The 23,038-nt window shown below is 63.9% G+C and carries 15 protein-coding genes; 9 read left to right on the forward strand and 6 right to left on the reverse strand.

Going from position 1 to position 23,038, the window contains the following annotated elements:
- Positions 1-5: 5 nt before the first annotated feature.
- The 6 genes from ACN9MY_RS09315 to ACN9MY_RS09340 form a co-directional block, all read right to left on the reverse strand.
- A complete protein-coding gene (locus ACN9MY_RS09315; protein ID WP_426337186.1) occupies positions 6-2,375 on the reverse strand; it encodes a beta-galactosidase in 2,370 nt (789 codons plus the stop codon).
- On the reverse strand, positions 2,372-5,521 hold the full coding sequence (locus ACN9MY_RS09320) for a glycoside hydrolase family 2 TIM barrel-domain containing protein (protein WP_426337187.1): 3,150 nt from the start codon (positions 5,519-5,521) through the stop codon (positions 2,372-2,374). Before ACN9MY_RS09320 ends, ACN9MY_RS09315 begins: the two co-directional genes overlap by 4 nt.
- A 121-nt stretch (positions 5,522-5,642) precedes the next feature.
- Positions 5,643-7,736, reverse strand: a complete 2,094-nt coding sequence (locus ACN9MY_RS09325; protein WP_426337188.1) for a TonB-dependent receptor plug domain-containing protein — start codon at positions 7,734-7,736, stop codon at positions 5,643-5,645.
- A gap of 67 nt (positions 7,737-7,803) precedes the next feature.
- Entirely contained in the window at positions 7,804-8,139 is a 336-nt protein-coding gene (locus tag ACN9MY_RS09330; RefSeq protein WP_426337189.1) for a hypothetical protein, read from the reverse strand.
- Positions 8,140-8,197: 58 nt separating this feature from the next.
- A complete protein-coding gene (locus tag ACN9MY_RS09335; protein WP_426337190.1) occupies positions 8,198-8,704 on the reverse strand; it encodes a TlpA family protein disulfide reductase in 507 nt (168 codons plus the stop codon).
- A gap of 2 nt (positions 8,705-8,706) precedes the next feature.
- Positions 8,707-9,804, reverse strand: a complete 1,098-nt coding sequence (locus tag ACN9MY_RS09340) for a sialidase family protein (protein ID WP_426321900.1) — start codon at positions 9,802-9,804, stop codon at positions 8,707-8,709.
- Positions 9,805-10,002: 198 nt separating this feature from the next.
- Between ACN9MY_RS09340 and ACN9MY_RS09345 the strand changes: the two genes are divergently transcribed.
- From ACN9MY_RS09345 to ACN9MY_RS09385, 9 genes are all read left to right on the forward strand, one after another.
- Positions 10,003-12,654, forward strand: a complete 2,652-nt coding sequence (locus ACN9MY_RS09345; protein ID WP_426170022.1) for a TonB-dependent receptor — start codon at positions 10,003-10,005, stop codon at positions 12,652-12,654.
- Positions 12,655-12,660: 6 nt separating this feature from the next.
- Positions 12,661-14,013 carry an MFS transporter gene (locus tag ACN9MY_RS09350; RefSeq protein ID WP_426170024.1) on the forward strand — a complete coding sequence of 451 codons (1,353 nt, stop codon included), beginning with the start codon at positions 12,661-12,663 and terminating at the stop codon, positions 14,011-14,013.
- A 2-nt stretch (positions 14,014-14,015) separates the two neighbouring features.
- A complete protein-coding gene (locus ACN9MY_RS09355; protein WP_426170027.1) occupies positions 14,016-14,960 on the forward strand; it encodes a glycoside hydrolase family 43 protein in 945 nt (314 codons plus the stop codon).
- A gap of 6 nt (positions 14,961-14,966) precedes the next feature.
- Positions 14,967-15,947: an aldose epimerase family protein gene (locus ACN9MY_RS09360; RefSeq protein WP_426337191.1), complete on the forward strand. Its 981-nt coding sequence runs from the start codon at positions 14,967-14,969 to the stop codon at positions 15,945-15,947.
- An 86-nt stretch (positions 15,948-16,033) separates the two neighbouring features.
- Positions 16,034-17,773 (forward strand): IlvD/Edd family dehydratase, encoded by a 1,740-nt coding sequence (locus ACN9MY_RS09365; protein ID WP_426170032.1) that lies wholly within the window; start codon positions 16,034-16,036, stop codon positions 17,771-17,773.
- A 9-nt stretch (positions 17,774-17,782) separates the two neighbouring features.
- A complete protein-coding gene (gene araD1, locus ACN9MY_RS09370; RefSeq protein ID WP_426321907.1) occupies positions 17,783-18,775 on the forward strand; it encodes an AraD1 family protein in 993 nt (330 codons plus the stop codon).
- Positions 18,772-20,343 carry an aldehyde dehydrogenase (NADP(+)) gene (locus ACN9MY_RS09375; RefSeq protein WP_426321909.1) on the forward strand — a complete coding sequence of 524 codons (1,572 nt, stop codon included), beginning with the start codon at positions 18,772-18,774 and terminating at the stop codon, positions 20,341-20,343. The genes araD1 and ACN9MY_RS09375 overlap by 4 nt, the downstream gene beginning before the upstream one ends.
- A gap of 29 nt (positions 20,344-20,372) precedes the next feature.
- Entirely contained in the window at positions 20,373-21,140 is a 768-nt protein-coding gene (locus tag ACN9MY_RS09380; RefSeq protein ID WP_426321911.1) for an SDR family NAD(P)-dependent oxidoreductase, read from the forward strand.
- Positions 21,141-21,152: 12 nt separating this feature from the next.
- Complete coding sequence (locus tag ACN9MY_RS09385) at positions 21,153-23,033, forward strand: glycoside hydrolase family 97 catalytic domain-containing protein (RefSeq protein WP_426337192.1); 1,881 nt, start codon at positions 21,153-21,155, stop codon at positions 23,031-23,033.
- The last annotated feature ends 5 nt before the right edge of the window (positions 23,034-23,038 follow it).

Here is a 23,038-nt window from a genome sequence, read left to right on the forward strand (position 1 = left end):
TCGACTTATTCCCCCGGGTCCACCAGCTGCGCGCCAACGTAGGCGTTGAAGCGCTTGATGCGGCCCGTCACCTTGTCGTCGCCCTGGCGGGGCGTATAGCGGATGCCGGCCACTTCGACGGTCTTCTCGAGGTCGATCACCAGGCGGTGCGGGTGGGTTGGCGCCGGGGTCTTGCCTGCGAACGCGGTGTGCCAGAAATCGCTGGCCTGGCCATTGATGGCGTTCAGCGCCTGCCCGTCTTCGCGCTTGCCTTCCTCGCTGCTCACGTAGGCGATGGTCCAGGCGGACTGGTTGATCGGCTGCCCCTTGGCGTCCAGCAGCGAGATTTCGGCCACGGCTGCGTATTGCTTGCCGTCGAAGGCATCCAGCGATTCGAGGCAGAACTGGCGCCCGCTGACCGGGGCGGCGAAGCGCAAGTCCTGCGTGGCGCTGCCGGGCTGGAACTGGCCACTGTAGGCAGGCGTGACGCCTTCCAGCTTGGGCTTGGCCTTGTTCGGAGGGCGGGGCAGGTCGCGTTCCGGTTGCAGGCGGTCGAGAATCGGGGTTTCCAGGCCGCGCAATTCGGCGCGCTGCGGGCCGGTCAGGTCAAGCACCACGACTTCATTGCGGCCCCGTTTCAGCCATGGGCCGGGCAGGTACATGGTTTGCGTCGGGCCGATGCTCCAGTAGCGGCCCAGGCAGCGGCCGTTGATCCAGACAACGCCCTGGCCCCAGGCCGACATGTCGAGGAAGGTATCGGCGGTTTTGGCCGCGTCGAAACTGCCGCGCCAGAAGGCGGGCCCGCGCGCGCGCTGCTGTTTCCATTGCAGCGGCGGCAGCACGCCGTCGGCGTCGAAGTCGATGGCGCGGATCTCCCAGTTTTCCAAGGCGACCGGCGCGCCGCCTTTCGGCTGGAATTGCACCGGGCCGTGCAAGCCTTTGCGGTCGTGCACTTCGGGACCGAAATTGACGCGGGCAATGGTGTACAGCAGGATTTCCAGCGTGGCGGGCTTGTCGCGCGCGGGCAGGTCGATGCTGAAGCGGCGGTGTCGGGTGTCGAAGGTCCCGGCCAGCTTGCCGTCGACATGTACCCAGGCCAGGTCGCGCACCTTTGCGGCGGTCAGCTTGCCGGCCGGGCCGGCAGGCAGGGTAACGCGGTAGGACACCATGCCGCGGCTGATGTCGTATTGCTCGATCGGCTGCGGCGATTTGTCGCGTATCGCTTCCTGCGGCAGGCTGGCGAAGACCGCAGCCGATTCCTTGAGCGTAAAGGCGGGAATCGCCATCACAGGCTGGCGCGCCGGTGGCGAAGGCAGTGTTTCGCCGGGCTGCAGGAACGGCTCGATGCCTTTGCGGTAGGCCTGGAATTTTTCGCCGGTCCATCCCGCTTCGCCGATCGGGGCGTCGTAGTCGTAGCTGCTGGTGTCGGGGCGGAAGGGACGGTCGCAGCCGCCCCACAGGCCGAAGGTGGTGCCGCCATGCGCCATGTACAGGCTGAAGGAGCCGCCCACTTTCAGCATCTGCTGGATATCGGCTACGGCCTTGGTGGCGGCGCCGCGGCGGTGCGGGTTACCCCAGGTATCGAACCAGCCGGAATAGTATTCGCCGCACATCAGCGGGCCTTGCTGCACGGCTTTCAGTGCCTTGAAGCCTGCATCGGGATCGGTGCCGAAGTTCGCTACCGAGAACAGTTCCGGGATATGGGTGCGTGAGACGGCATTGGTCGGATTGCACTGGAATAGCGGCACGTCGAACTGGGCGTCGAGCAGGGCCTGGCGCATGCCGCGCATGTATTCCAGGTCGTCGCTGAAGAAGCCATATTCGTTTTCGACCTGCACCATCAGGATAGGGCCGCCGCGCGTGACCTGCTGCCCACCCAGCACGCGGCCGACTTCCGCCAGCCAGCGCTTGGCCGGCTTCATGAAGGCTTCGTCGCGGGTGCGCAGGAAGGCGTCGCTGCTGCTCTTTTTCAGCAGCCACCAGGGCAGGCCGCCCATCTCCCATTCGGCGCAGGCGTAAGGGCCGGGGCGCAGAATGACCCACAAGCCCTCCTGTTGCGCCAGGCGGCAGAATTCGGCGGCGTCGCGCTGGCCGCCCCAGTCGTAGCGGCCTTCGCGCCATTCGTGGTAGTTCCAGAACAGGTAGGCGCAGACGGTGTTCAGGCCCATGGCCTTGATGGCTTTCAGGCGGTGCTGCCAGTATTCGCGCGGCACGCGGGCGAAGTGCATTTCTCCGCAGCGGATCTGCAGCGGTTTCCCGTCGAGCAGGAAATCGTCCTTGCCGATGCTGAAGCGCGCGCTGGCGGCAGCATGCACGGTGGCGGACATGGGCAGCAAGGCAGCGCCGGCGCTTGCTGCGGCGCCGGCCAGGACGCGGCGGCGGGTTTGGTTTGTCATTGCGCGGCTCCTTGCGGCGTGATGGTGAACTGGTAGGTGGTTGGCTCCAGCTTGATGCGGTATTGCGTGTGCGGACGGCCTACCTGGCTCCAGCCGGTGTCGCCGCCTACGCCGGTCTGCACCGCGTCAACCAGCAGCGAGCCGTCGCCGTGCGGGCGGATGTCGGAACTATGCCAGGTGCCGCGCGGGCGCGGGTACAGGTCCTCGTATGGGAATGGCAGGGCGTTGACCGAGAGCGCCTGCGTGCCGCGCAGTTGCAGGCCGCTGCCGCCACCTTTCAGCGTCAGCCAGCGCACGCCGGTCTTGTTGCCGCTTTCCTGTGGACGGATGTAGTTGTGGTACTGGTCGGCCAGCTTGCCGCTGTATCGGCCAAGCGGCGCGCCGGTGATGCGGTCGCTATACGATTCCTGTGGGCCGCGGCCATACCATTCCACCGTGTCCAGGGAAGGATTGCTGTCGAAGCGCATGCCGATGCGCAGCGGGTCCGGCAGGTCGCCGCGCAGTGGGGCGAAGGTGGCGGTAACCTGCACGGCGCCCTTGCTGTCCATGCGGTAGGTGGCGTCCCAGCGCGCGGAGCCGGCGCCGAAGATGTATTCGATGCGCACGCCGTCTTTCAGGACATCGAAGGAGCGCACGTTGCGTTCCTCGCTGAACTGCTTCCAGATGGTATGGGTTTTGTTGAGGCCAGTGCCGAGGTCGTTCTCCGTCAGCGCGCGCCAGAAGTAGGGCATGCCGCCGGCCAGCAATTGCTTGCCGCCTGCAGAGTAGGCCAGCTTGCCGCTAGCCGCATCGACCTCCAGCACTGAGCCTCCCGCGCGCAGCTCGACGCTGTTCCCGGCGCGTACGGGCACAACCCAGGCGCCGTTGCCCGCCGTAACGGCGGCAGCGGTTGGCGACTGCAGCACGAACTGGCTGAAGCCGAGCACCATGCCGGCCGGAACGCCGCGAATGGCGCCGTCGCGGGCCTTGGCGCGCAGCGTCAGCACGTACTCGAAGCGCGGATCGCGTTCCAGCCTCGGCAAGTTCAACGATACATCGGCAGACGTCTGTGCGGCTGCCTTGACGCCAGCAAGCGATCCGCCCGCGACTTGCGTGCCGTCGCGCGCAATCGACCAGTCAAAGTCGAACCCGGACAGGTCTGCGAAGTCATAGCGGTTGACGACTTTCAGGCGCCCGGACGCCGGATCGCCTTCAAAGACCACCGGCGAGTAAACCTTTTGCACCTCGTAATACTCAGGATCGGGCGTGCGGTCCGCCTGCACCAGGCCATCGCCGACTTCCGACATGTCCTTGCGCGGATTCGGGCCGTAGTCTTCGCCCTGCGCCCAGTAGCTGCGGCCCTGCTTATCCTTGAGCAGCATGGCCTGGTCCACCCAGTCCCAGATAAAGCCGCCCTGCAGCTTGCGGTGCGAGCGGATCACCTGCCAGTAGTCTTCAAAGTTGCCGAGGCTATTGCCCATCGCATGCGCATACTCGCACTGGATCATCGGCTGCTTGTAGCGTGGGTCCTGCGCGTAGTCGATCATTTTTTCGATCGGGTCATACATCGGCGCGTAGATGTCGACGTAATCGTTCGGCAAATGCTCCTCGCCGATGGTGCCATGACCAAGGTAGCTGATCAGGCGTTCCGGATCCTGTTCCCGGATCCATTTGGCCGCGTTCTCGAAGTTCGGCCCGGTGCCCGCCTCGTTCCCCAGCGACCACAGGATCACGCTCGGGTGGTTGCGGTCGCGCTGTACCATGCGGCTCACGCGGTCCAGGTGGGCGGCCGCCCAGTGCGGCTGGTAGCCCAGCTGGATCTTTTCGCGCTGGCCGGGGATGTTGCGCGCGTGGTCGCCCATGCCCATGTACTCGTGCGACTCGATGTTTGCTTCGTCCATCACGTACAGGCCGTACTCGTCCGCCAGGTCGTACCAGCGCGGATCGTTCGGGTAATGCGAAGTGCGGACTGCATTGATATTGGCCTGCTTCATCAGCTCTATGTCCTTGCGCATCGACTCTTCCGACATGACGTGGAAGGTTTGCGGGTCATGTTCGTGGCGGTTGACGCCCTTGATCATGATGCGCTTGCCGTTGACGCGCACTTCGCCATCCTTCACCTCCACGGTTCGGAAGCCAACCATGCGCGACGTCGAGGACACCAGCGCGCCCTTCGCATCATGGAATTCGAGCAGCAGGCGGTACAGGTTGGGCGCCTCGGCCGACCATTGGCGCACGCCGGGCACGGTGCCGCGCAGCGGCGCAGCCTTGCCGCCGTGGACGCCGCTTTCGAGCGACAGCACGGCCTTGTCGCCGTCCAGCAAGGTGGCGGTCAGCTTGCCCTGTGCGGCGCCCGTAAACTCGGGCTGCAGGGTGAATTCGCCGTCGCGGTAGGCGGCCTTGTCCAGGGTGGCGCGCACCACGTAGTCGCGCAGGTGAGCCTTCTGCTCGGCATACAGGTAGACGCTGCGCTCGATGCCGGAGACGCGCCAGAAGTCCTGGTCCTCAAGGTAGGAGCCGTCCGCGAAGCGATACAGCTCGATGGCGATGGTATTGCTGCCGGGGCGCAGGAAGCGCGTCAGCTTGAATTCCGACGGCAGCTTGGAGTCTTCCGAATAGCCGACCCGCTGGCCGTTGACCCAGATGTAGTAGGCGGCGCCGGCCGCGCCGATGTGCAGGAAGACATCGCGCCCATCCCAGTTGGCCGGAAGGTCGAAGTTGCGGCGATAGGAGCCCACCTCGTTCATGCTGTGCAGGATGTAAGGCTGGTTGGGCGGGAAAGGGTAGTCGCTGTTGTTGAACAGGGGCTGGCCGTAGCCCTGCGCCTGCATCATGCCAGGCACCTGGATGGTTTTCCAGCGGCTCACGTCGAAGCCGGGCTTGTAGAAATCGACCGGCCGCGATTCCGGATTGCGGGAGTAGGCGAACGACCAGGTGCCGTCCAGCGAGAGGTAATACTGCGAAGCCGCCTTGTCGCCCTTCAGCGCAAGGTCGCGCCGTTCGAAGTTGAAGAAGGTGGTTTTCATCGGCTCGCGGTTCACTTGAACCACTTCCGGTTGCTCCCATTCGGCATACTTGCTTGCGGGAGCGGCGCTGGCGGCCAGGGGGAAGGCTGTCGCCAGCGCACTGGCCAGGGCCAGCAGGGCGGGGAGTCGCGGTGTCGTCATTGGTGCTTGTCTCGTAGTTTTGTGTGTTGGACGGTATCCGGCAGCACAATCCTACGGTTGGCAGCAATAGCTTACCAATGGCTTATTTCGCGGCTCCTATATCGGTTTGATATACCGATCCCTACAACTTGAAGGTCAGGCCGGCATACACCGAACGCCCCATGCCGCGCACCCCGATTCCATAGGGAACGCCGTTCAGCGCCATGGTCATGCCCTGGCCGACATAGGCCCCGCCCAAAGGCAGGTCGTAACGGCGGTCGAACAGGTTTTCCACGCCAAAGTCGAGCTCCACCTTGTTCCACGCATAACTGGTGCGCAGGGCGGCCAGGGCGTAGCCGCCGGTGCGCAGTTCGTTGTGCAGCGACGAGACGCGGTCCTTGGCCTTGACGGCCCGCAGTTCCAGCGCGTTGCTCCACGCACCGAGGCGATGGTTCAGCGCCAGGCGGGTGTTCAGCGGCATCATGTTGTACAGGTTGTCGCCCGTGCTGCGGTTTTCGCCGCGCACGTAGTTGACCAGCATGTCTCCCGACAGCGTGCCGTAGCTGCCCGAGGCCAGCGCCGCGTGCGCCGACACCTCGGTGCCGTACAGCTTCCCATCGACGTTGGCAAAGCGCAGGTTGACGAAGGCGCCGGCCTTGCAGGTGGTGAGGCAGCGCGCGTCGATGTAGCCATCGACCCTGGTGTAGTACGGGGAGATGGCGAACGACCATTTTTCCTGCGCCGGATCGTGCCATTCGATGCTGCCTGTGGCCATGTGCGCCGTTTCCGGACGCAGCGACGGGTCGCCGACATAGCCGTTGCCGTCGCCGGCGATATTCACCATGGCCATCGCCATGCCGCCGGTGGACCAGGTATAGCGCTCGTACAGGTTCGGTGAGCGGGTCTTGCGGGCGTAGCCGAATTTGACCGTCATGTCCTGGGAGGGCACGTAGCGCGCCTGGGCGGTCAGGTCCAGGTTATGGTCGTTGCGTTTGCGGTCAAGGGCGTTGAAGACCGATGCATCCTTGCTGTAGCCGGCGTTATAGCCCTGCACCGTGCCGGTGTCGCTGGTCACCAGTTCGCCGCGCACGCCGAATTGCGTGAACCAGGCCGGATTCCAGCGGCGGTCCCATTCGGCGAAGGCGCCCAGGCGGTCGCGCTGGCCGTCGCGGATGTTCCAGAACGTGTCCGGCGCCATTCCGCCGCCTGAGGGATCCCACCAGTCGTCGAGCCGGTAGCGGCGATAGTCGGCGCCGACGCGCAAGGTGTCGGGCTGCGACAGCGGGATGGTGGCTTTTACCGAAACGCCGGTGTTCTTGCCTTCGGTATCCATCGGCATGCCGGGGATGTTCTTCTTCGCGCCGTACCAGAATTGCTTGTCCGGGCCGAAGTTCATGGCGTGGCGGGTGTGTTCGTGGTAGGCGCGGCCTTCCAGCGTGCCCCAGCCGAAGCGCTCAAGGTAGCGCAGGTTGACCTGTTCGCTGTCGTTGCGGGTGAGGTCCATACGCTGGTTGGGGAAGCCCTGGTAGGGCATGCGCTGCAGGCCGAGCTTGAGCTCCAGCAGGCGCGCTTCGGAACGCATGGCCAGGGTTAATGAATGGTTGCGGGATTCGTAGGCGGAGGAGCCGATTTTTTTGCCGTCGCCATCTTCGTAGTTATGGGCCTTGATCGCGGCGCCGCGATAACTGGCGGAGAACGTGTCGCTGGCCATGGTGGCTGCCAGGCTGGCGTCGCGCACATTGCCGTTGCTGCGGTAGACGAAAGTGGCCTGGCCTTCAAGCAGTTGCGCGCCGGCTTCGGCGAACTTGGGGTCGGCGGAGCGCACGCGGATAGTGCCGCCGATGCTGTCGCCGCCAACGCTGACGGGCGTAATGCCAGGCAGGACCTGGATCGATTCGACTTGCGATGGCGCGATGTAGGACAGCGCGGGATTCATGTGGTTGGCGCAAGCCGAGACCAGATCCATGCCGTCGACCTGGATGCGCAGGCGGTCGTCAGCTAGGCCGCGGATCGACGGCAGGCCGGACACGCCGCCGCCGCTGACCATGCTGACGCCGGCCACGGATTGCAGCAGGTTTGCGGTATCGCTGGGGAAGCCTTTCTTGCTGACGTCTACTTGCATGACGTCGGGATTGGTGCCGGTGATGATGACGCTGGGGAGGGTGGTTTGCGCGTAGCAGGGAAGGGCGGTGGCAACAGACATTGCAAGCAGGTGCTTGCGTAACTGCGGATTCATTTTTATTCTCCGGTGTGACGAGTCGTGCGCCGCCGGGGGCGGCGGCGCATTGGAATAAGAGCAGGTGTCACACTGCGGATGGAGGCCCTCGCGCCAGGTGCGGCAGATGGGATTCGCCATCGTACTGCGCCGCGATGATGGCGGTCCGAGGACCTGTGAGGTCATGCGGTGCGGGAGCAGAGGGCTTGCTGTAGCCGGGAGCCATGGCCAGTGCGCCGCACAGCGTGCACTGGGTGAAGCAGTCCGCCATCCCATGTTGGTCGTGGCCTTCATGATGTTCAGCGCATGCAGCGTGATCCATCATCGGCATCGCTACCTGCGCTGCGGCTGCGTAGCCTTGCAGTGCTACATACAGCAGCAACAGCAGTGTTACGAAGCGGCGAGTGGTGCGGTGCGAGAACATGTGCCCATCGTAGCGATTGGGCTGTTGTCAAACCATGAACTCGGTCAAGTTTTTGCGATCAGCGCATTTTCTCGATCAAGGCCGGCGTGATAACACCGGAGTGGGCCACACGCTGGCCCTGTGCGTCGTACCAGTAGCTGCGCGGTTTCTCGCCGCGCCAGCGTGGATCGATGGCGTAGCGCAGGCGTTCCGGGGCAAGGCCTCCGAAGCTCCAGGCATCGGCCAGCAAGTCGATGCCGGACAGGCGCTTTGCCACCAGTTGCGACAGCGCTGCATCGGACAGCGGGTCGGTGGTGATGGTGACGATGTCGAAGCCAGGATTGGCGGCGCGTGCTTTGGACAGGACGTCCAGGCTGTGCTGGCAGAATTCGCATTCCATGGACCAGACCAGGACCACGAAAGGCTTGCCTTTGTGGCTGGCCGCGATCTGCTCCACGCTTTGCGGTGCGAAGGCTTTCAGGCCCGCATTGCCGGCGGCGTAGGCGCTGGGGGATGCCGCCAGGGCGGAAAGGGCGGCGATGGCAGTCGCCACGACTGCGGCGGCCAGGGGATGGAGCATTTTCATGATCATTCCTCGAGTTTGCGAACAACGATGCCTTCATCGGCGGTGCGCCACAGCAGCCAGAGTTCGGCGCCGCGGCGCATGATGTGGGGATGGTCGGAACTGCCCTCGGTGGTGGCGACGGTGTGCTTGCTCCAGCTTGCGCCGCCATCGGGCGATACCTGCGCGTGGACGCCGGTTGCCGTGCCGTCGAACTCTTTCCAGACGACGGCGACACGCTGGCCGGCTGCCGCAACCTCCGCGTGTTCCGCCTGCGGGCCGCCAAGGCGCATCAACTGTCCGTTCCCGGAATAGAACGCGCCGCCTTCATAACCGGCCGCGCTGAACCAGGCCTGGTGGCGCTGGCCCTTGGAATCGAAAGCCAGCGACGGGCCGTGATGCGGGCAGGCGTCGATCTTCCAGCCGTCCTCCGTAGCGCGCGCCGGCGCGGCTGGTTTGCCGTTGGCCGGCAGCCAGGCTACGGCATGGTCGCGGATATTCGGCTCGAAAATATGGCGCCACATGGCGGCGACCCGTCCATCCGGCGCCACGGCGGTGGCGATGCGGCAGCATTCGCAGGTGTGGTCGGCCAGCTTGGCGTCTTCGCCGAAACTGGCCCCGCCGTCGGTGGAGACGGCGTAATAGATGGCGATACCCCGGTAGGGGCGCTGGGCGGCCTGGGCGGCGTCCTTGTCGCGCTGGTCCAGCCAGGCCAGGAAAATGCGGCCCTGAGGGTCGACCTGGATGTCGTCGAAGCGGTGGCCGATCGGGGCGCGGTCGCGCTGCACGGTGTACGGGGGCGAAAAAGTCCGCCCGCCGTCCAGTGAACGGGTGAAGCGGATGTTGCCGGTGTGGCGTTTGCCCAACGTTTGGGTGTAGCTCAGATAGAGCTGGCCTTGGGGGCCGAAGGCGATCTTGGGGCGCGCTTCGCCGTTCGCCTCCACCGTTTCCGGCTTGGGCAAAACCAGGCGCGGCGGGGTCCAGCTGCGGCCCTCGTCGGCGCTCGATTGCAGCACGATGCCGTTGTCGCCAGTGTGCGCCACCCACAAGCGGCCCTGCTGGTCAAAGGCCCCCGAGGTTCCGAGGGTGGAAGCGGCAAGGGCCGCCAGGAGTGTCAGGTTCATGGTCTGGAGGGCGAGAAGGGTCACTGCCAGTCATAATCCTGCATTTTCCTTACCTCTTTCCATGACCCAGATCAACCAGGGTGACATATCGGTTTTGATATCGAACTTTGATAAAAATTGATTAGTTCGATCTCAATGATTTACCTAAGATGAGTTCAAAGAACAGGTAACTTACAAAAACTATAGTCAGGAGACCCTATGAAGCGCCAAGCATTCGCGCCTGGGCTGGTTGCACCGCGCCGTCCGATCGCACTTAAAGTATCCGTAGCTGCATTGGCCGGCATTGGCTTGTTCAGTACCGTTCCCGCCCTTGCGCAGCAGGCTGCCGAAACCGAGATCGCAGTGGTGCAGGTGAGCGGCGTGCGCGCCGCGGCCCAAAGTTCGCTCGATATCAAGCAAAAGGCCGACAATGTGGTCGATTCCATCGTCGCGGACGATATCGGTAAATTCCCTGACACGAACGTTGCCCAGACCCTGGCCCGCATTCCGGGCATCCAGGTGCGCCGCGACGCGGGCGAGGCGAACTCGGTCCTGATCCGCGGCCTGCCCGGCATCGCCACCATGCTGAATGGTCGCGAAATGTTTACCACCACCGGCCGCTATATCCAGCTGGCCGATATTCCGTCCACCATGCTGCAGCGGGTGGACGTTTACAAATCCCAGAGCCCTGAATTGGTTGAAGGCGGCATTGCCGGCGTGATCGACGTGCGCACCAACCGCCCATTCGACTTCAAGGGCTTCACGCTGAGCGCCAACGGCGGCGTGAAAAACCAGGACAAGGCGCACAAGACCGATCCGGAAGCCAATGGCCTGATCTCCAACCGCTGGAAGACCGAATACGGTGAAATCGGCGCGCTGTTCGGCGTTTCGTATGTGCGCAACAATTTCCACGAAGAGCGCAGCTTCAATACCTTCCCGGTCGAGAAAAGCTGGCTGCTGCCGAACCTGACCGGCCCGGACCTGGTCGGCCTGCAAGGCATCTACGGTGAGCGCAAGCGCACGGCCGAGAACTTCGCCCTGCAATGGCGTCCGAACAAGGATACCGAGATCTACGCCGAAGGCCTTTATTCCCGCTACAAGAACCAGGACGAAACCGACTTCTTCGTCGGCCTGCCATGGTGGGCGCCGGGGGGCGGCATCAGCGGCACCAAGATCCCGGGCACCGACCAGCTGGACGAGCTGACTTCGCATGATGCCAACACCATCCTGTCGACCCAGGCGCGCGCATCGCAGAACACCACCTGGCAGACCGCTGTCGGCGCCAAGTGGCGTGCCGCACCGGGCCTGCGCCTGAGCACCGAGCTGGCCCGCACCAAGTCGAAATACGACTGGCGCAACCCGATCATGGACACGATCGTTACCGTGCCTGACGTCTTCCTGAAGACCAATGTCAACGGCGGCGCCTTCATGCGCTACGGCGGCATCGACATGACCGATCCGAAAAACGTGTACCTGTTCCAGTTGTTCGACCGTTACGGCGACGACAAGGGTGCATCCACCGATTGGCGCGCCGACGCGACCTATACGCCTGACGGCAACGGCATCTTCCAGGAGTTCAGTGCCGGCGTACGCTTCAACAAGCGTAGCGCCGAATCGATCAAGTCGATCGAAGGCAGCATGGGTGCGCCGGATGCTTTCAATGCCGCGACGCGCGTTTCGGCTGCGACCCTGCCTGGCATGAGCTGCACCAACCGCGAGCTGTCTGAAGATTACGGCACGCCATACTGGTACACACCATGCGCCAGCTTCCTGCTGAATAACACCAGCGAGGTTCGCAAGGCAGTTACCGGCTCCACCGCCGCCAAGGCGCTGGACCAGGGTTCCTTCTTCTCCGTCAACGAGAAGAACTACGCCTTCTACGGCAAGGCGCGCCTGGGTTGGGAGTGGGGCAGCGTGCCGGTCGACGGCGTGGTTGGCGTGCGTGTCTCCAAGACCGATTCGGACCTGCTGGGCTACAGCATGGTGAATGGCGTTCCAGTCGCTACGCCGAAGGAAAGTTCGGGCACCGATACCCTGCCTAGCGCCAGTTTCAAGGCGACGCTGCGCAAGGACCTGATCGCGCGCCTGGCATACGCCAAGACGCTCAGCCGTCCTGACTTCGCCCAGTTGAACCCGGGGACAGCCTATGTGAACTCGAACGGCAACACCGTGCAGGCTTCTGCGTCGGGCGGCAATCCGGACCTGAAGCCGGTCACCGGCCAGAACGTCGATGCGGCGCTGGAGTGGTATTTCGCGCCGGCGGCAATGGTCAGCGGCACCGTGTTCCGCCATAACTTTGACGGCTATATCGTCAGCCGCGCCCAGCCCGAGGTGTACCAGGGTGTGACCTACCAGACGAGCCGTCCTTTCAATACCGACAAGGGACACCTGCAGGGCGTGGAGCTGTCCTACCAGCAGTTCTACGACAAACTGCCTGGCTGGCTGAGTGGTTTCGGCACCCAGTTGAACTACACTTATATGGAAGGCGGCGTGACGTCGTCGTCCATCGGGCCGGGCGACCTGCCTTTCCCCGGCATGTCCAAGAACTCGTATAACATTGTTCTGCTGTATGAGAAGAATGGCATCTCCGGCCGCCTGGCCTATAACTGGCGCTCGAAGTTCACGCAGATTTATGGCGACGGGTCGGCAATCCAGGGGGCTGCGCCGAGCCGCAACCTGGTCGCAGGTGCCACCAGCAGCCTGGATGGTTCCCTCAGCTACAAGTTCACCCCGAACCTGTCTGTGACGCTGACCGGCACCAACCTGCTGAACTTCAAATACAAGGACTACTGGACCGACGCGAACGTGTATCCACGCGATATCCGCCGCTACGACCGTACCGTTGGCCTGATGTTGAACTGGAAGAACTGATTTACCATGCAAAACCAAAAGATGTCGGTGCTCGAAAAGGCGGGCTTCGGGGCAGGGGATGCGGCACTCAATGTCGTGATCTCGTCCATGATGCTGATTATTACTTTCTTCTACACCGACATCTACGGCTTGCGAACGCAAGACCTGGCGCTGTTGTTCGTGCTGGTGAAGATTGTCGGCGCGGTGGCCGACCTGACGATGGGGCAGATCACCGACCGTTTCACCAGCCGCTTCGGCCGCTATCGCCCCTACCTGCTGTGGCTTGCGGTTCCTTACGGCGTAAGTATTCTCTTCGTGTTCTCCACGCCGGACTGGAGCTACGACGCCAAGCTGGTGTGGGCTTACTCCACCTACATCATCATGACCGTGATGACGGCGGGTGTTGGCATTCCGTATATTTCCCTGCCAAGTGCGCTGACCAGCGATCCGAAGGAAAGCCTGTCGGCCAACGGCTACCGCCTGTTCTTTGCCAAGATTGGCGCTTTCCTGGTGACCATCGTGGTGCCGCTGCTGTCGGAGCGCTGGGGCGAGGGTAATGCCGCCCACGGCTACCAGATGGCGATGGCGGTGATGGCGGTGCTGGGCGTGGCGCTGTTCCTGTTCTGCTTCTTCACCACCACCGAGCGCGTGCACCATGTGGTGGTGCGACAGTCGCTGGGCGAGCAGTTGAAGGTGCTGATGAAGAACGACCAGTGGCTGATCCTGTGCGGCGTGTGCGTGACCGGCACCATCGGCTATGTGGTGCGAGGTTCGGTGGCGATCTATTACGCCAAGTACTATCTGGGCCTCAATACGGCGCAGGTATCGGCCTTCCTGTCCACCGGCGTGGTGGCCGCCATCCTGTCGATGATCGCATCGACTTGGATCACGAAGGTCTACTGCAAGGTCAAGCTGTTCCGCTGGACGCAGTTGATCGTGGCGGGCATCAGCCTGGCGATTTACCTCCTCGTCAAGCCGGGCGATGTGATGCTGGCCTTCATACTGTTCTTCGCACTGTCGTTCATCGTCGACCTGCATGCGCCGGTATTCTGGTCCGCTATCGGCGAGACGATCGACTACGGCCAGGTCAAGACCGGCAAGCGCGTTTCCGGGTTTGCTTTCGGCGGCATTTCGGTCTGCCAGAAGGCGGGCATGGCGATCGCCGGCGGCCTGGTTGGCATCCTGCTCACCTATTTCCATTACGTGCCTAATCAGGCGCAATCCGAATTCGCACTGAACGGCATCGCCCTGATGCTTTCGGTGATTCCTGGCTTCTTCCACCTGCTCATGGGGCTGTTGATGTTCGCCTATCGCATCAGCGATGAGTATTACGGCACCGTGAAAGAGAGCATGAAGTCCAACGGCTATGTAAGCGCTTGAACATGCAAAAACTGTCTCCCTTGATCGAGCAACGCGCCGATCCCTATATCGTTCGCCACAGCGACGGCTATTACTACTTCACCGCCTCGGTGCCGCAATACGACCGCATCGAACTGCGTCGCGCCGCCACCATAGAAGGCTTGCGCGATGCGCAGACCGTGGACGTATGGCACAAGCCGGACACCGGCGCCTACAGTGAATTGATCTGGGCGCCGGAACTGCACTACAACCAGGGCGCCTGGTACGTCTATTTTGCCGCCGCACCGAGCCGCGAGATCAAGTACAAGCTGTTCCAGCACCGCATGTACGCGATCCGCAACCAGAACGCCAATCCGCTGGAAGGGGAGTGGGAGTTCATGGGGCAGGTCGATTCCGGCATCGACACCTTCTGCCTGGATGCGACCACCTTCACCCACAAGGGCAAGCTGTATTACCTGTGGGCGCAGAAGGACAATGAAATTGAAGGCAATTCCAATCTCTACATCGCAGAGATGGAAACGCCGTGGCAGATCAAGGGCAAGCCGGTGATGCTGACCAAGCCGGAGTTCGACTGGGAGATCCGCGGCTTCTGGGTCAACGAAGGCCCGTCCGTCCTGCAGCGCAACGGCAAGGTGTTCATCAGCTATTCCGCCAGCGCCACCGACGAGAATTACGCCATGGGCCTGCTGTGGGCCGATGCCGATGCGGACCTGCTGGACCCTGCCGCCTGGACCAAGTCGAAGGAGCCGGTACTGCAGACCTGCTTCGAGCACGGCATCTACGGCCCTGGGCATAACAGCTTCACCGTGGACGCGGACGGAAACGTGCTGCTGGTGTACCATGCCCGCACGTACACGGAAATCGTCGGCGACCCGTTGTGGAACCCGGACCGCCATACTTTCGTCAAACCGCTGCGCTGGGATGCGCAGGGCATGCCCGTCTTCGGACGGCCCTCAGTTATCGAGTAAGCACACATGATCCAGAGCGCGCCATTCGGCCACGCACCGGACGGCACGCCGCTGTCCCTGTTCACCCTGACCAATGCCCAAGGCATGGAGGTCAGGATCACCAATTACGGCGGGATCGTCACCCATATCCTGGCCCCGGATCGTGACGGCCGCTTGGCCAATGTCACGCTGGGCTTCGACACGGCGGCTGAGTATTTCGGCCGTTCGCCTTATTTCGGCGCGCTGATCGGACGCTGCGGCAATCGTATCGCGCAAGGCCGCTTCACGTTGGACGGCGCCGAGCACCAGTTGGCCGTCAACGATGGCGCCAACCACCTGCATGGCGGCGCGCAAGGTTTCGACAAGGTGGTGTGGGATGCCGACGTGGAAGGCGAGGCCCTGGTGCTGCGCTACCGCAGCCCGGACGGGGAGCAGGGCTATCCCGGCAATCTTGACGTGCAGGCAAGCTACACGCTCAGCGACGATGGCGCGCTGACTGTGGACTTCCGCGCCACCACAGACCGCGCAACGCCGGTCAACCTGACCCACCACGCCTACTTCAACCTGGCCGGCAGCGGCACCATCAACGATCACGAAATGTGGATCGATGCGCCGCATTACACGCCGGTCGACGACGGTTTGATACCAACCGGCGAACTGGCCGCCGTGGCGGGAACGCCGTTCGATTTCCGCGAGCCGCGCGCCATCGGCGATGCGGTCTACGACCATAACTTTGCGCTGGCGCCGGCCGAGGGCATGCGCTGCGCGGTACGGGTGCGCGAACCGCGCTCCGGGCGGCAGTTGGAAGTGCTCACTCACGAGCCGGGCATCCAGTTCTACAGCGGGAATTTCCTTGACGGCTCGCTGGGTTTCCCGCATCGCGGCGGCTTTTGCCTGGAGCCGCAACACTTCCCTGACGCGCCCAATAAACCGCATTTCCCCAGCGTGATCCTGCGCCCGGGAGAGGTCTATCGGAACACCCTGGCCTTCCGTTTTTCTCGATATTGATTTTGATATTGATAGGAACAAATAAGTCATTAGAAATATATTGCTCTGAGCCGTAACATTTCCTCCATCAATAAGCGGAGGAATCCATGTCAGAGACAAAGAAAACGATAAAACTTCGCTCGGCCGAATGGTTCGGGACGCAGGACAAAAACGGCTTCATGTACCGGAGCTGGATGAAGAACCAGGGCATTCCTGATCACGAATTCCGCGGCAAGCCAATCATCGGCATCTGCAATACCTGGTCCGAACTGACCCCGTGCAACGCACACTTCCGCCAGCTCGCGGAACACGTCAAGAAGGGCATCCTGGAAGCGGGCGGCTACCCGGTCGAATTCCCTGTGTTCTCCAACGGCGAATCCAACCTGCGCCCAACCGCCATGCTGACCCGTAACCTGGCCAGCATGGACGTGGAAGAATCCATCCGCGGCAATCCGATGGATGCCGTGGTACTGCTGGTGGGCTGCGACAAGACCACCCCGGCGCTGCTGATGGGCGCCGCCTCGGTCGACCTGCCGACCATCGTCGTGACCGGCGGCCCGATGCTGAACGGCAAACTGAACGGCAAGGACATCGGTTCTGGCACCGCCGTCTGGCAACTGCACGAGCAGGTCAAGGCCGGCGAAATCACCATGCACCAGTTCATGTCGGCCGAAGCGGGCATGTCCCGTTCCGCCGGCACCTGCAACACCATGGGTACCGCATCCACCATGGCCTGCATGGCCGAATCGCTCGGCACCTCGCTGCCGCACAACGCTGCGATTCCTGCCGTCGACGCGCGCCGCTACGTGCTGGCGCATATGTCCGGCATCCGCATCGTCGAAATGGTGTGGGAAGACCTGCGCCTGTCCAAGATCCTCAAGCGCGAAAACTTCGAGAACGCGATCCGCGTCAACGCCGCCATCGGCGGTTCGACCAACGCCGTGATCCACCTGAAAGCCATCGCCGGCCGCATCGGCGTGCCGCTGGAGCTGGAAGACTGGACCAAGGTTGGCAAAGGCATGCCGACCATCGTCGACCTGATGCCTTCCGGCCGCTACCTGATGGAAGAGTTCTACTACGCCGGCGGCTTGCCGGGCGTGATCCGCCGCATGGGCGAAGCAAACCTGCTGCCGCATCCGGATGCGCTGACCGTCAACGGCAAGACCATTGGCGAGAACTGCTCCGAAGCGCCGATCTACAACGATGAAGTGATTCGCAAGATCGACAACCCGCTAATCGCCGATGGCGGCATCTGCATCCTGCGCGGCAACCTGGCGCCGCGCGGAGCAGTGCTGAAGCCTTCCGCCGCCTCGCCGCACCTGATGCAGCATCGCGGCAAGGCCGTGGTGTTCGAGAACTTCGACCACTACAAGGAGCGCATCATCGATCCGGACCTGGACGTCGACGAGAACTCGATCCTGGTGATGAAGAACTGCGGCCCGAAAGGCTATCCGGGCATGGCGGAAGTCGGCAATATGGGCCTGCCGCCAAAGCTGCTGGCCAAGGGCATCAAGGACATGGTCCGCATTTCCGACGCACGCATGAGTGGTACCGCCTACGGCACTGTGGTGCTGCACGTGGCGCCGGAAGCGATGGCCGGCGGCCCGCTCGGCGCCGTGAAGGATGGCGACTGGATCGAGCTCGATTGCGCCAACAACAAGCTGCAGCTCGAGATTAGCGACGAGGAAATGAAGGCGCGCCTCGCCGAGCGCGCCGCGCAGCAGGAGCCGCCGAAGTCCGGCTACCAGCAACTGTATATCGACCACGTGTTGCAAGCCGACGAAGGCTGCGACTTCGACTTCCTGGTTGGCTGCCGCGGTTCGGCCGTGCCGCGCCATTCGCACTAAGGAGAACCCATGCTGCTCGTACAATTCACCAATGAAGCCGGCTCGCGCCGCGTAGCCTCGCTGGACGGCGACGTGCTGCGCGTGCTGGACGGCGTGTCCACCACCTATGAACTGGCGCAGCGCGCCATCGGCAGCGGAAAAGGCCTGGCCGCCGTTGCGCAAGCTGCCATCGGCACCAGTACCGAAAGCTACGAAGCCGTGGCGACCGCCGGCCGCATCCTGCCGCCGCTGGACCACGCCGACCCGGCGCACTGCTACGTCACCGGCACCGGCCTGACCCACCTGGGCAGCGCCGATGCGCGCGACGCCATGCACCGCAAGATCGGCGGCGACGTCGAGTCGCTGAGCGATTCCATGAAGATGTTCCGCCTCGGCGTGGAAGGCGGCAAGCCTGCGGAAGGCCAACGCGGCGTGCAGCCGGAATGGTTCTACAAGGGCGACGGTTCGATCGTTGCCGCCACCGGCCAGGCGCTGACCATGCCCGAGTTCTCGCTGGACGGCGGCGAAGAGCCTGAGATCGCCGGCCTGTACGTGATCGGCGAAGACGGCCAGCCTTACCGCCTCGGTTTCGCCATCGGCAACGAGTTTTCCGACCACGTGACGGAACGCCAGAACTACCTCTACCTGGCGCACTCCAAGCTGCGCAACTGTGGCCTCGGCCCGGCCCTGCGCGTGGGCGAACTGCCGCAGCATATCGACGGCGCCTCGCGTATCGTCGGCAAGGATGGCGCGGTGCGCTGGCAAAAGGCCTTCGTCAGCGGCGAACAGAACATGTCGCACACCATCGCCAACCTGGAATACCACCACTTCAAGTATGGCCTGTTCTGCCGCCCTGGCGACGTGCACATCCATTTCTTCGGCACCGCCACCCTGAGCTTCGCCGACGGCATCTCCGTGCAGGCAGGCGAGACCTTTGAAGTCGAGGCACCGGCATTTGGCCCGGCCCTGCGCAATCCGCTGCGCATCCAGGAATCCCGCTACAAGAAAGTGAACCAACTATGACCATTACCGGCGAAGCACTCATTGGCGGCGTGGCCGTGCGCGGGGAGGGCGCCGCACAGCGCGCCTTCAATCCCGGCCTGGAGCAGCAGTTCGGCGAAGAATTCAACGCTGTCAGCGTCGAGCAGGTAAATGACGCTTGCCGCCTGGCCGGCGCCGCATTCGACACCTTCCGTGCCACCAGCGACACCGCGCGTGCGGAACTGCTGGACGCGATTGCCCGCAACATCCTCGACATCGGCGCGGAACTGATCGAGCGGGCCATGGCCGAAACCGGCCTGCCGCAAGCCCGCCTGGAAGGCGAGCGGGCGCGTACTTGCAACCAGCTCAAGATGTTCGCCGCGTTGTTGCGCGAAGGCTCGTGGTGCGATCCGCGCATCGACGTGGCCCTGCCGACCCGCACGCCGCCGCGCGCCGACCTGCGTTTCCGCCTGATCGGCGTTGGCCCGGTTGCCGTCTTCGGCGCTTCCAACTTCCCGCTGGCGTTCTCTGTAGCCGGCGGCGATACGGCTTCCGCGCTGGCGGCCGGCTGCCCGGTGGTGGTGAAGGCGCACTCCGCCCACCCTGGCACTTCCGAGCTGGTGGCGCGCGCCGTGGTGGCCGCCGTGGCCCAGTGCGGCCTGCCGGCGGGCGTATTCGCGCTGCTGACCGGCAGCGGCAGCCACATCGGCCAGACGCTGGTGGCGCATCCTGCGATCCAGGCGGTCGGCTTTACCGGTTCCCGCAGCGGCGGTACCGCGCTGATGGTTACCGCCGCAGCGCGCAAGCAGCCGATTCCCGTGTACGCTGAAATGAGCAGCATCAACCCGGTCTTCCTGTTGCCGGAAGCCCTGGCTGGCCGTCCTGACAGCATCGCTGCCGGCTTTGCGGCATCGCTGACGCTGGGCGTCGGCCAGTTCTGCACCAACCCCGGCCTGGTGCTGGGCATTGAAGGCCCGGGCCTGGAGCGCTTCTGCGCCAGCGCCGCGCAGGCATTGGGCGGCGTCGCACCTGCGACCATGCTGAGCGCAGGCATCGCCGGCGCCTACCAGCGCGGCGTGCAGGCGCTGGCCTCGCGCAACGACGTTGAAACTGTCACTGCCACCCCGCACGGCGGCTGCAAGGGCGGCGCTGCGCTGTTCCGCACCACAGCGAAGGCCTTCCTGTCGCAGCATGCGCTGTCGGATGAAGTATTCGGCCCGGCTTCGCTGGTGATCGCCTGCCGCGACATCGACGAGATGATCGCCGTGGCGGAACACCTGGAAGGCCAGCTGACCGCTACCCTGCAGATGGCCGACGGCGATGCCGCGACTGCGCGCAAGCTGCTGCCGGTGCTGGAGCGCAAAGCCGGCCGTATCCTGGCCAATGGCTATCCGACCGGCGTCGAAGTCACCAGCGCGATGGTGCACGGCGGCCCATTCCCATCCACCTCGGATGGCCGCAGCACCTCGGTCGGCACGGCGGCAATCTACCGCTTCCTGCGCGCCGTGTGCTACCAGGACTTGCCGGCCTCGCTGCTGCCGCCGGTGCTGCAGGATGAAAATCCGGGCAATACCTGGCGGCGCCGCGACGGCGTCCTCGGCCAGCACTAGAAAAACAGCAATAAAAATATGGAGACACCATGACACAAGCAGCAAACTACCCGAGCCTCCAGGGCAAGCGGGTATTTGTCACCGGCGGCGGCACCGGCATCGGCGCCAGCATCGTCGCGGCCTTTGCAAAACAGGGCGCCCGCGTGGCGTTCGTCGATATTGCGAAAGAGGCCAGCGAAGCATTGTGCGACGCTGTTGCCGCCAGCGGCGCCGAGCGCCCTCAGTTCCGCGCCTGCGACATCACCGACATCGCGGCGCTGCAGCGCACGATGAAAGAGTTTGCGGCGGAACTGGGCGATTTCGACGTGCTGGTGAACAATGCGGCGAACGACCAGCGTCATAGTGTCGAAGATGTGACCCCGGAATACTGGGACCAGCGCATCGCCATCAACCAGCGCCCGCTGTTCTTCACCTGCCAGGCAGTCCTGCCGGGCATGAAGGCCAAGGGCGGCGGCTCCATCATCAACATCGGTTCGATCTCCTGGATCGCCAAGGGCGCCGGTTATCCCGTGTACGCGACCGCCAAGGCCGCGACCCACGGGCTGACCCGCGGCATGGCGCGCGACCTGGGCAAGCACAATGTGCGCGTCAACACGGTCACGCCAGGCTGGGTCATGACCCAGCGCCAGGTGGACCTGTGGGTCGACGCTGCGGCGGAAGAAGAGATCGCCCGCAGCCAGTGCCTGCCGGGCAAGCTGCTGCCGGAACACATCGCTGCCATGTGCCTGTTCCTGGGCGCCGATGACAGCGCCATGTGCACGGCGCAGGATTTTATCGTTGACGCAGGCTGGGTTTAAAAGGAGATTGCCATGATCAAGCTCGCCCTTCCGGCATTGCTGGTGGCAGTCCAGTCGTGGTCCTTCGCGCACGACATCGCCAGCCCTGACAAGCAGGTCAAGGTGCAGTTCGAACTATCGCCGCGCGGCGAGCCGACCTATGCGGTCGCCCGCGCCGGCCAGCCGGTGCTGCTGACTTCCCGCCTTGGCCTCCAGTTGCAATCGGCCGACCTGACACGCAGCCTGCGCCTGGCTTCCGCCGGCGCAGTGCAGCGCATTTCCGAAGATTACACGCTCGCCACCGGCAAGCGCCGCAGCAACCATTACGAAGCCAACGAGCGCCGCTTCTCCCTGCGCGACAAGCAGGGACGCAAGCTCGACATCGTGTTCCGCGTTTCCAACGACGGCGTGGCCTTCCGCTACGAGACCGCCGGCGGCACTGTGCGCCGCGAGGCCACCAGCTTTGCCTTCGCGCCCGCAGCCCGCGCCTGGCTGCAACCGATGTCGGTCGCGCAGACCGGCTGGGCCAACACCAATCCTTCCTACGAAGAGTACTACCAGGCCGACATCCCGGTCGGCACCGCGTCGCCGCTGCCGTCGGGCTGGGTCTTCCCGGCGCTGTTCCGCAGCGGCGACAACTGGGTCGCGCTGACCGAGGCCGGCATGGACGGCAGCTGGCACGCCTCGCGCCTGCAGGACAAGGCGCCCGGCGGCGAATACCGCATTGGCGGCCCGAGCGCTCCGGAAGTGTTTCCCGGTGGCGCCCTGATGGGCAGCGGCGCGGCCTCGCCATGGCGCGTGCTGGCCCTGGGACCCTTGGCTACGGTCATGCAGTCGACGCTGGGCACCGACTTGGCTGCGCCTGCGATCCCGTTCGATGCCGCGCTGGTGCAGCCGGGCCACGCTTCGTGGAGCTGGGCCATCCTGAAAGACGATGCCACCGTGTTCGATGTGCAGAAAAAGTTCATCGACTATGCGGTGCAGATGAAGTGGGATTACACCCTGGTCGACGCCGACTGGGACCGCAAGATCGGCTACGACAGGATGCGCGAGCTGGCCCAGTACGCGGCAGGGAAGGGCGTCGGCCTGCTGGCCTGGTACAACTCTTCGGGCAGCTGGAACAAGACAGAGTATTCGCCCAAGGGCAAGCTGCTGACCCGCGAAGCGCGCCGCGCCGAATTCGCACGTTTGCGCGAAATGGGCATCAAGGGCGTGAAGATTGACTTCTTCGGCGGCGATGGCCAATCCTTCATCGCCTACTATGTCGACATCCTGAAGGACGCGGCGGAAGCCGGCCTCCTGGTGAACTTCCACGGCGCCACGCTGCCGCGCGGCTGGAGCCGTACCTACCCCAACCTGATGACGGCGGAGGCGGTACGCGGTTTCGAGTTCTCCACTTTCGAGCAGGACGGCCAGGACAAGGTGGTCAAGCATGCAGCCATGCTGCCTTTCGCACGCAACCTGTTCGACCCGATGGACTTCACTCCCATGGCTTTCGGCGACATCCCCAAAATCAAGCGCGCCACGCGCAACGGTTTCGAGCTGGCGGAAGCGGTGTTGTTCACGTCCGGCATCCAGCATTTCGCCGAAACCCCGGACGGCATGGCAACTGTGCCGGCCTATGTGCAGGACCTGCTGCGGCAACTGCCACGCAGCTGGGACGACGTACGCTTCGTCGACGGCGTGCCGGCACGCTACGTGGTGCTGGCGCGGCGCGCCGGCGACACCTGGTATGTGGCGGGTTTCAATGCGCAGGACAGCGCGCAGGAAGTATCGGTGGAACTCGGCGCGCCCGGCACGCTGATCACCGATGGCGCCGGCGAGCGCGAATTCAGCCAGCGGGCGGTTGCCGCCGGCAAGCAGAAGATCACGATGCAGCCACACGGCGGCTTCGTTGCGGTATTCAAACAATAAACTAG

The organism is Pseudoduganella sp. R-31 (genome assembly GCF_049913235.1).
GTDB lineage: Bacteria > Pseudomonadota > Gammaproteobacteria > Burkholderiales > Burkholderiaceae_D > Rugamonas.

Coding starts and splice junctions, on each gene's coding strand:
- ACN9MY_RS09315 (WP_426337186.1), bottom strand. CDS start 2,375: ATGACAAACCAAACCCGCCGCCGCGTCCTGGCCGGCGCCGCAGCAAGC.
- ACN9MY_RS09320 (WP_426337187.1), bottom strand. CDS start 5,521: ATGACGACACCGCGACTCCCCGCCCTGCTGGCCCTGGCCAGTGCGCTG.
- ACN9MY_RS09325 (WP_426337188.1), bottom strand. CDS start 7,736: ATGAATCCGCAGTTACGCAAGCACCTGCTTGCAATGTCTGTTGCCACC.
- ACN9MY_RS09330 (WP_426337189.1), bottom strand. CDS start 8,139: ATGTTCTCGCACCGCACCACTCGCCGCTTCGTAACACTGCTGTTGCTG.
- ACN9MY_RS09335 (WP_426337190.1), bottom strand. CDS start 8,704: ATGAAAATGCTCCATCCCCTGGCCGCCGCAGTCGTGGCGACTGCCATC.
- ACN9MY_RS09340 (WP_426321900.1), bottom strand. CDS start 9,804: ATGAACCTGACACTCCTGGCGGCCCTTGCCGCTTCCACCCTCGGAACC.
- ACN9MY_RS09345 (WP_426170022.1), top strand. CDS start 10,003: ATGAAGCGCCAAGCATTCGCGCCTGGGCTGGTTGCACCGCGCCGTCCG.
- ACN9MY_RS09350 (WP_426170024.1), top strand. CDS start 12,661: ATGCAAAACCAAAAGATGTCGGTGCTCGAAAAGGCGGGCTTCGGGGCA.
- ACN9MY_RS09355 (WP_426170027.1), top strand. CDS start 14,016: ATGCAAAAACTGTCTCCCTTGATCGAGCAACGCGCCGATCCCTATATC.
- ACN9MY_RS09360 (WP_426337191.1), top strand. CDS start 14,967: ATGATCCAGAGCGCGCCATTCGGCCACGCACCGGACGGCACGCCGCTG.
- ACN9MY_RS09365 (WP_426170032.1), top strand. CDS start 16,034: ATGTCAGAGACAAAGAAAACGATAAAACTTCGCTCGGCCGAATGGTTC.
- araD1 (WP_426321907.1), top strand. CDS start 17,783: ATGCTGCTCGTACAATTCACCAATGAAGCCGGCTCGCGCCGCGTAGCC.
- ACN9MY_RS09375 (WP_426321909.1), top strand. CDS start 18,772: ATGACCATTACCGGCGAAGCACTCATTGGCGGCGTGGCCGTGCGCGGG.
- ACN9MY_RS09380 (WP_426321911.1), top strand. CDS start 20,373: ATGACACAAGCAGCAAACTACCCGAGCCTCCAGGGCAAGCGGGTATTT.
- ACN9MY_RS09385 (WP_426337192.1), top strand. CDS start 21,153: ATGATCAAGCTCGCCCTTCCGGCATTGCTGGTGGCAGTCCAGTCGTGG.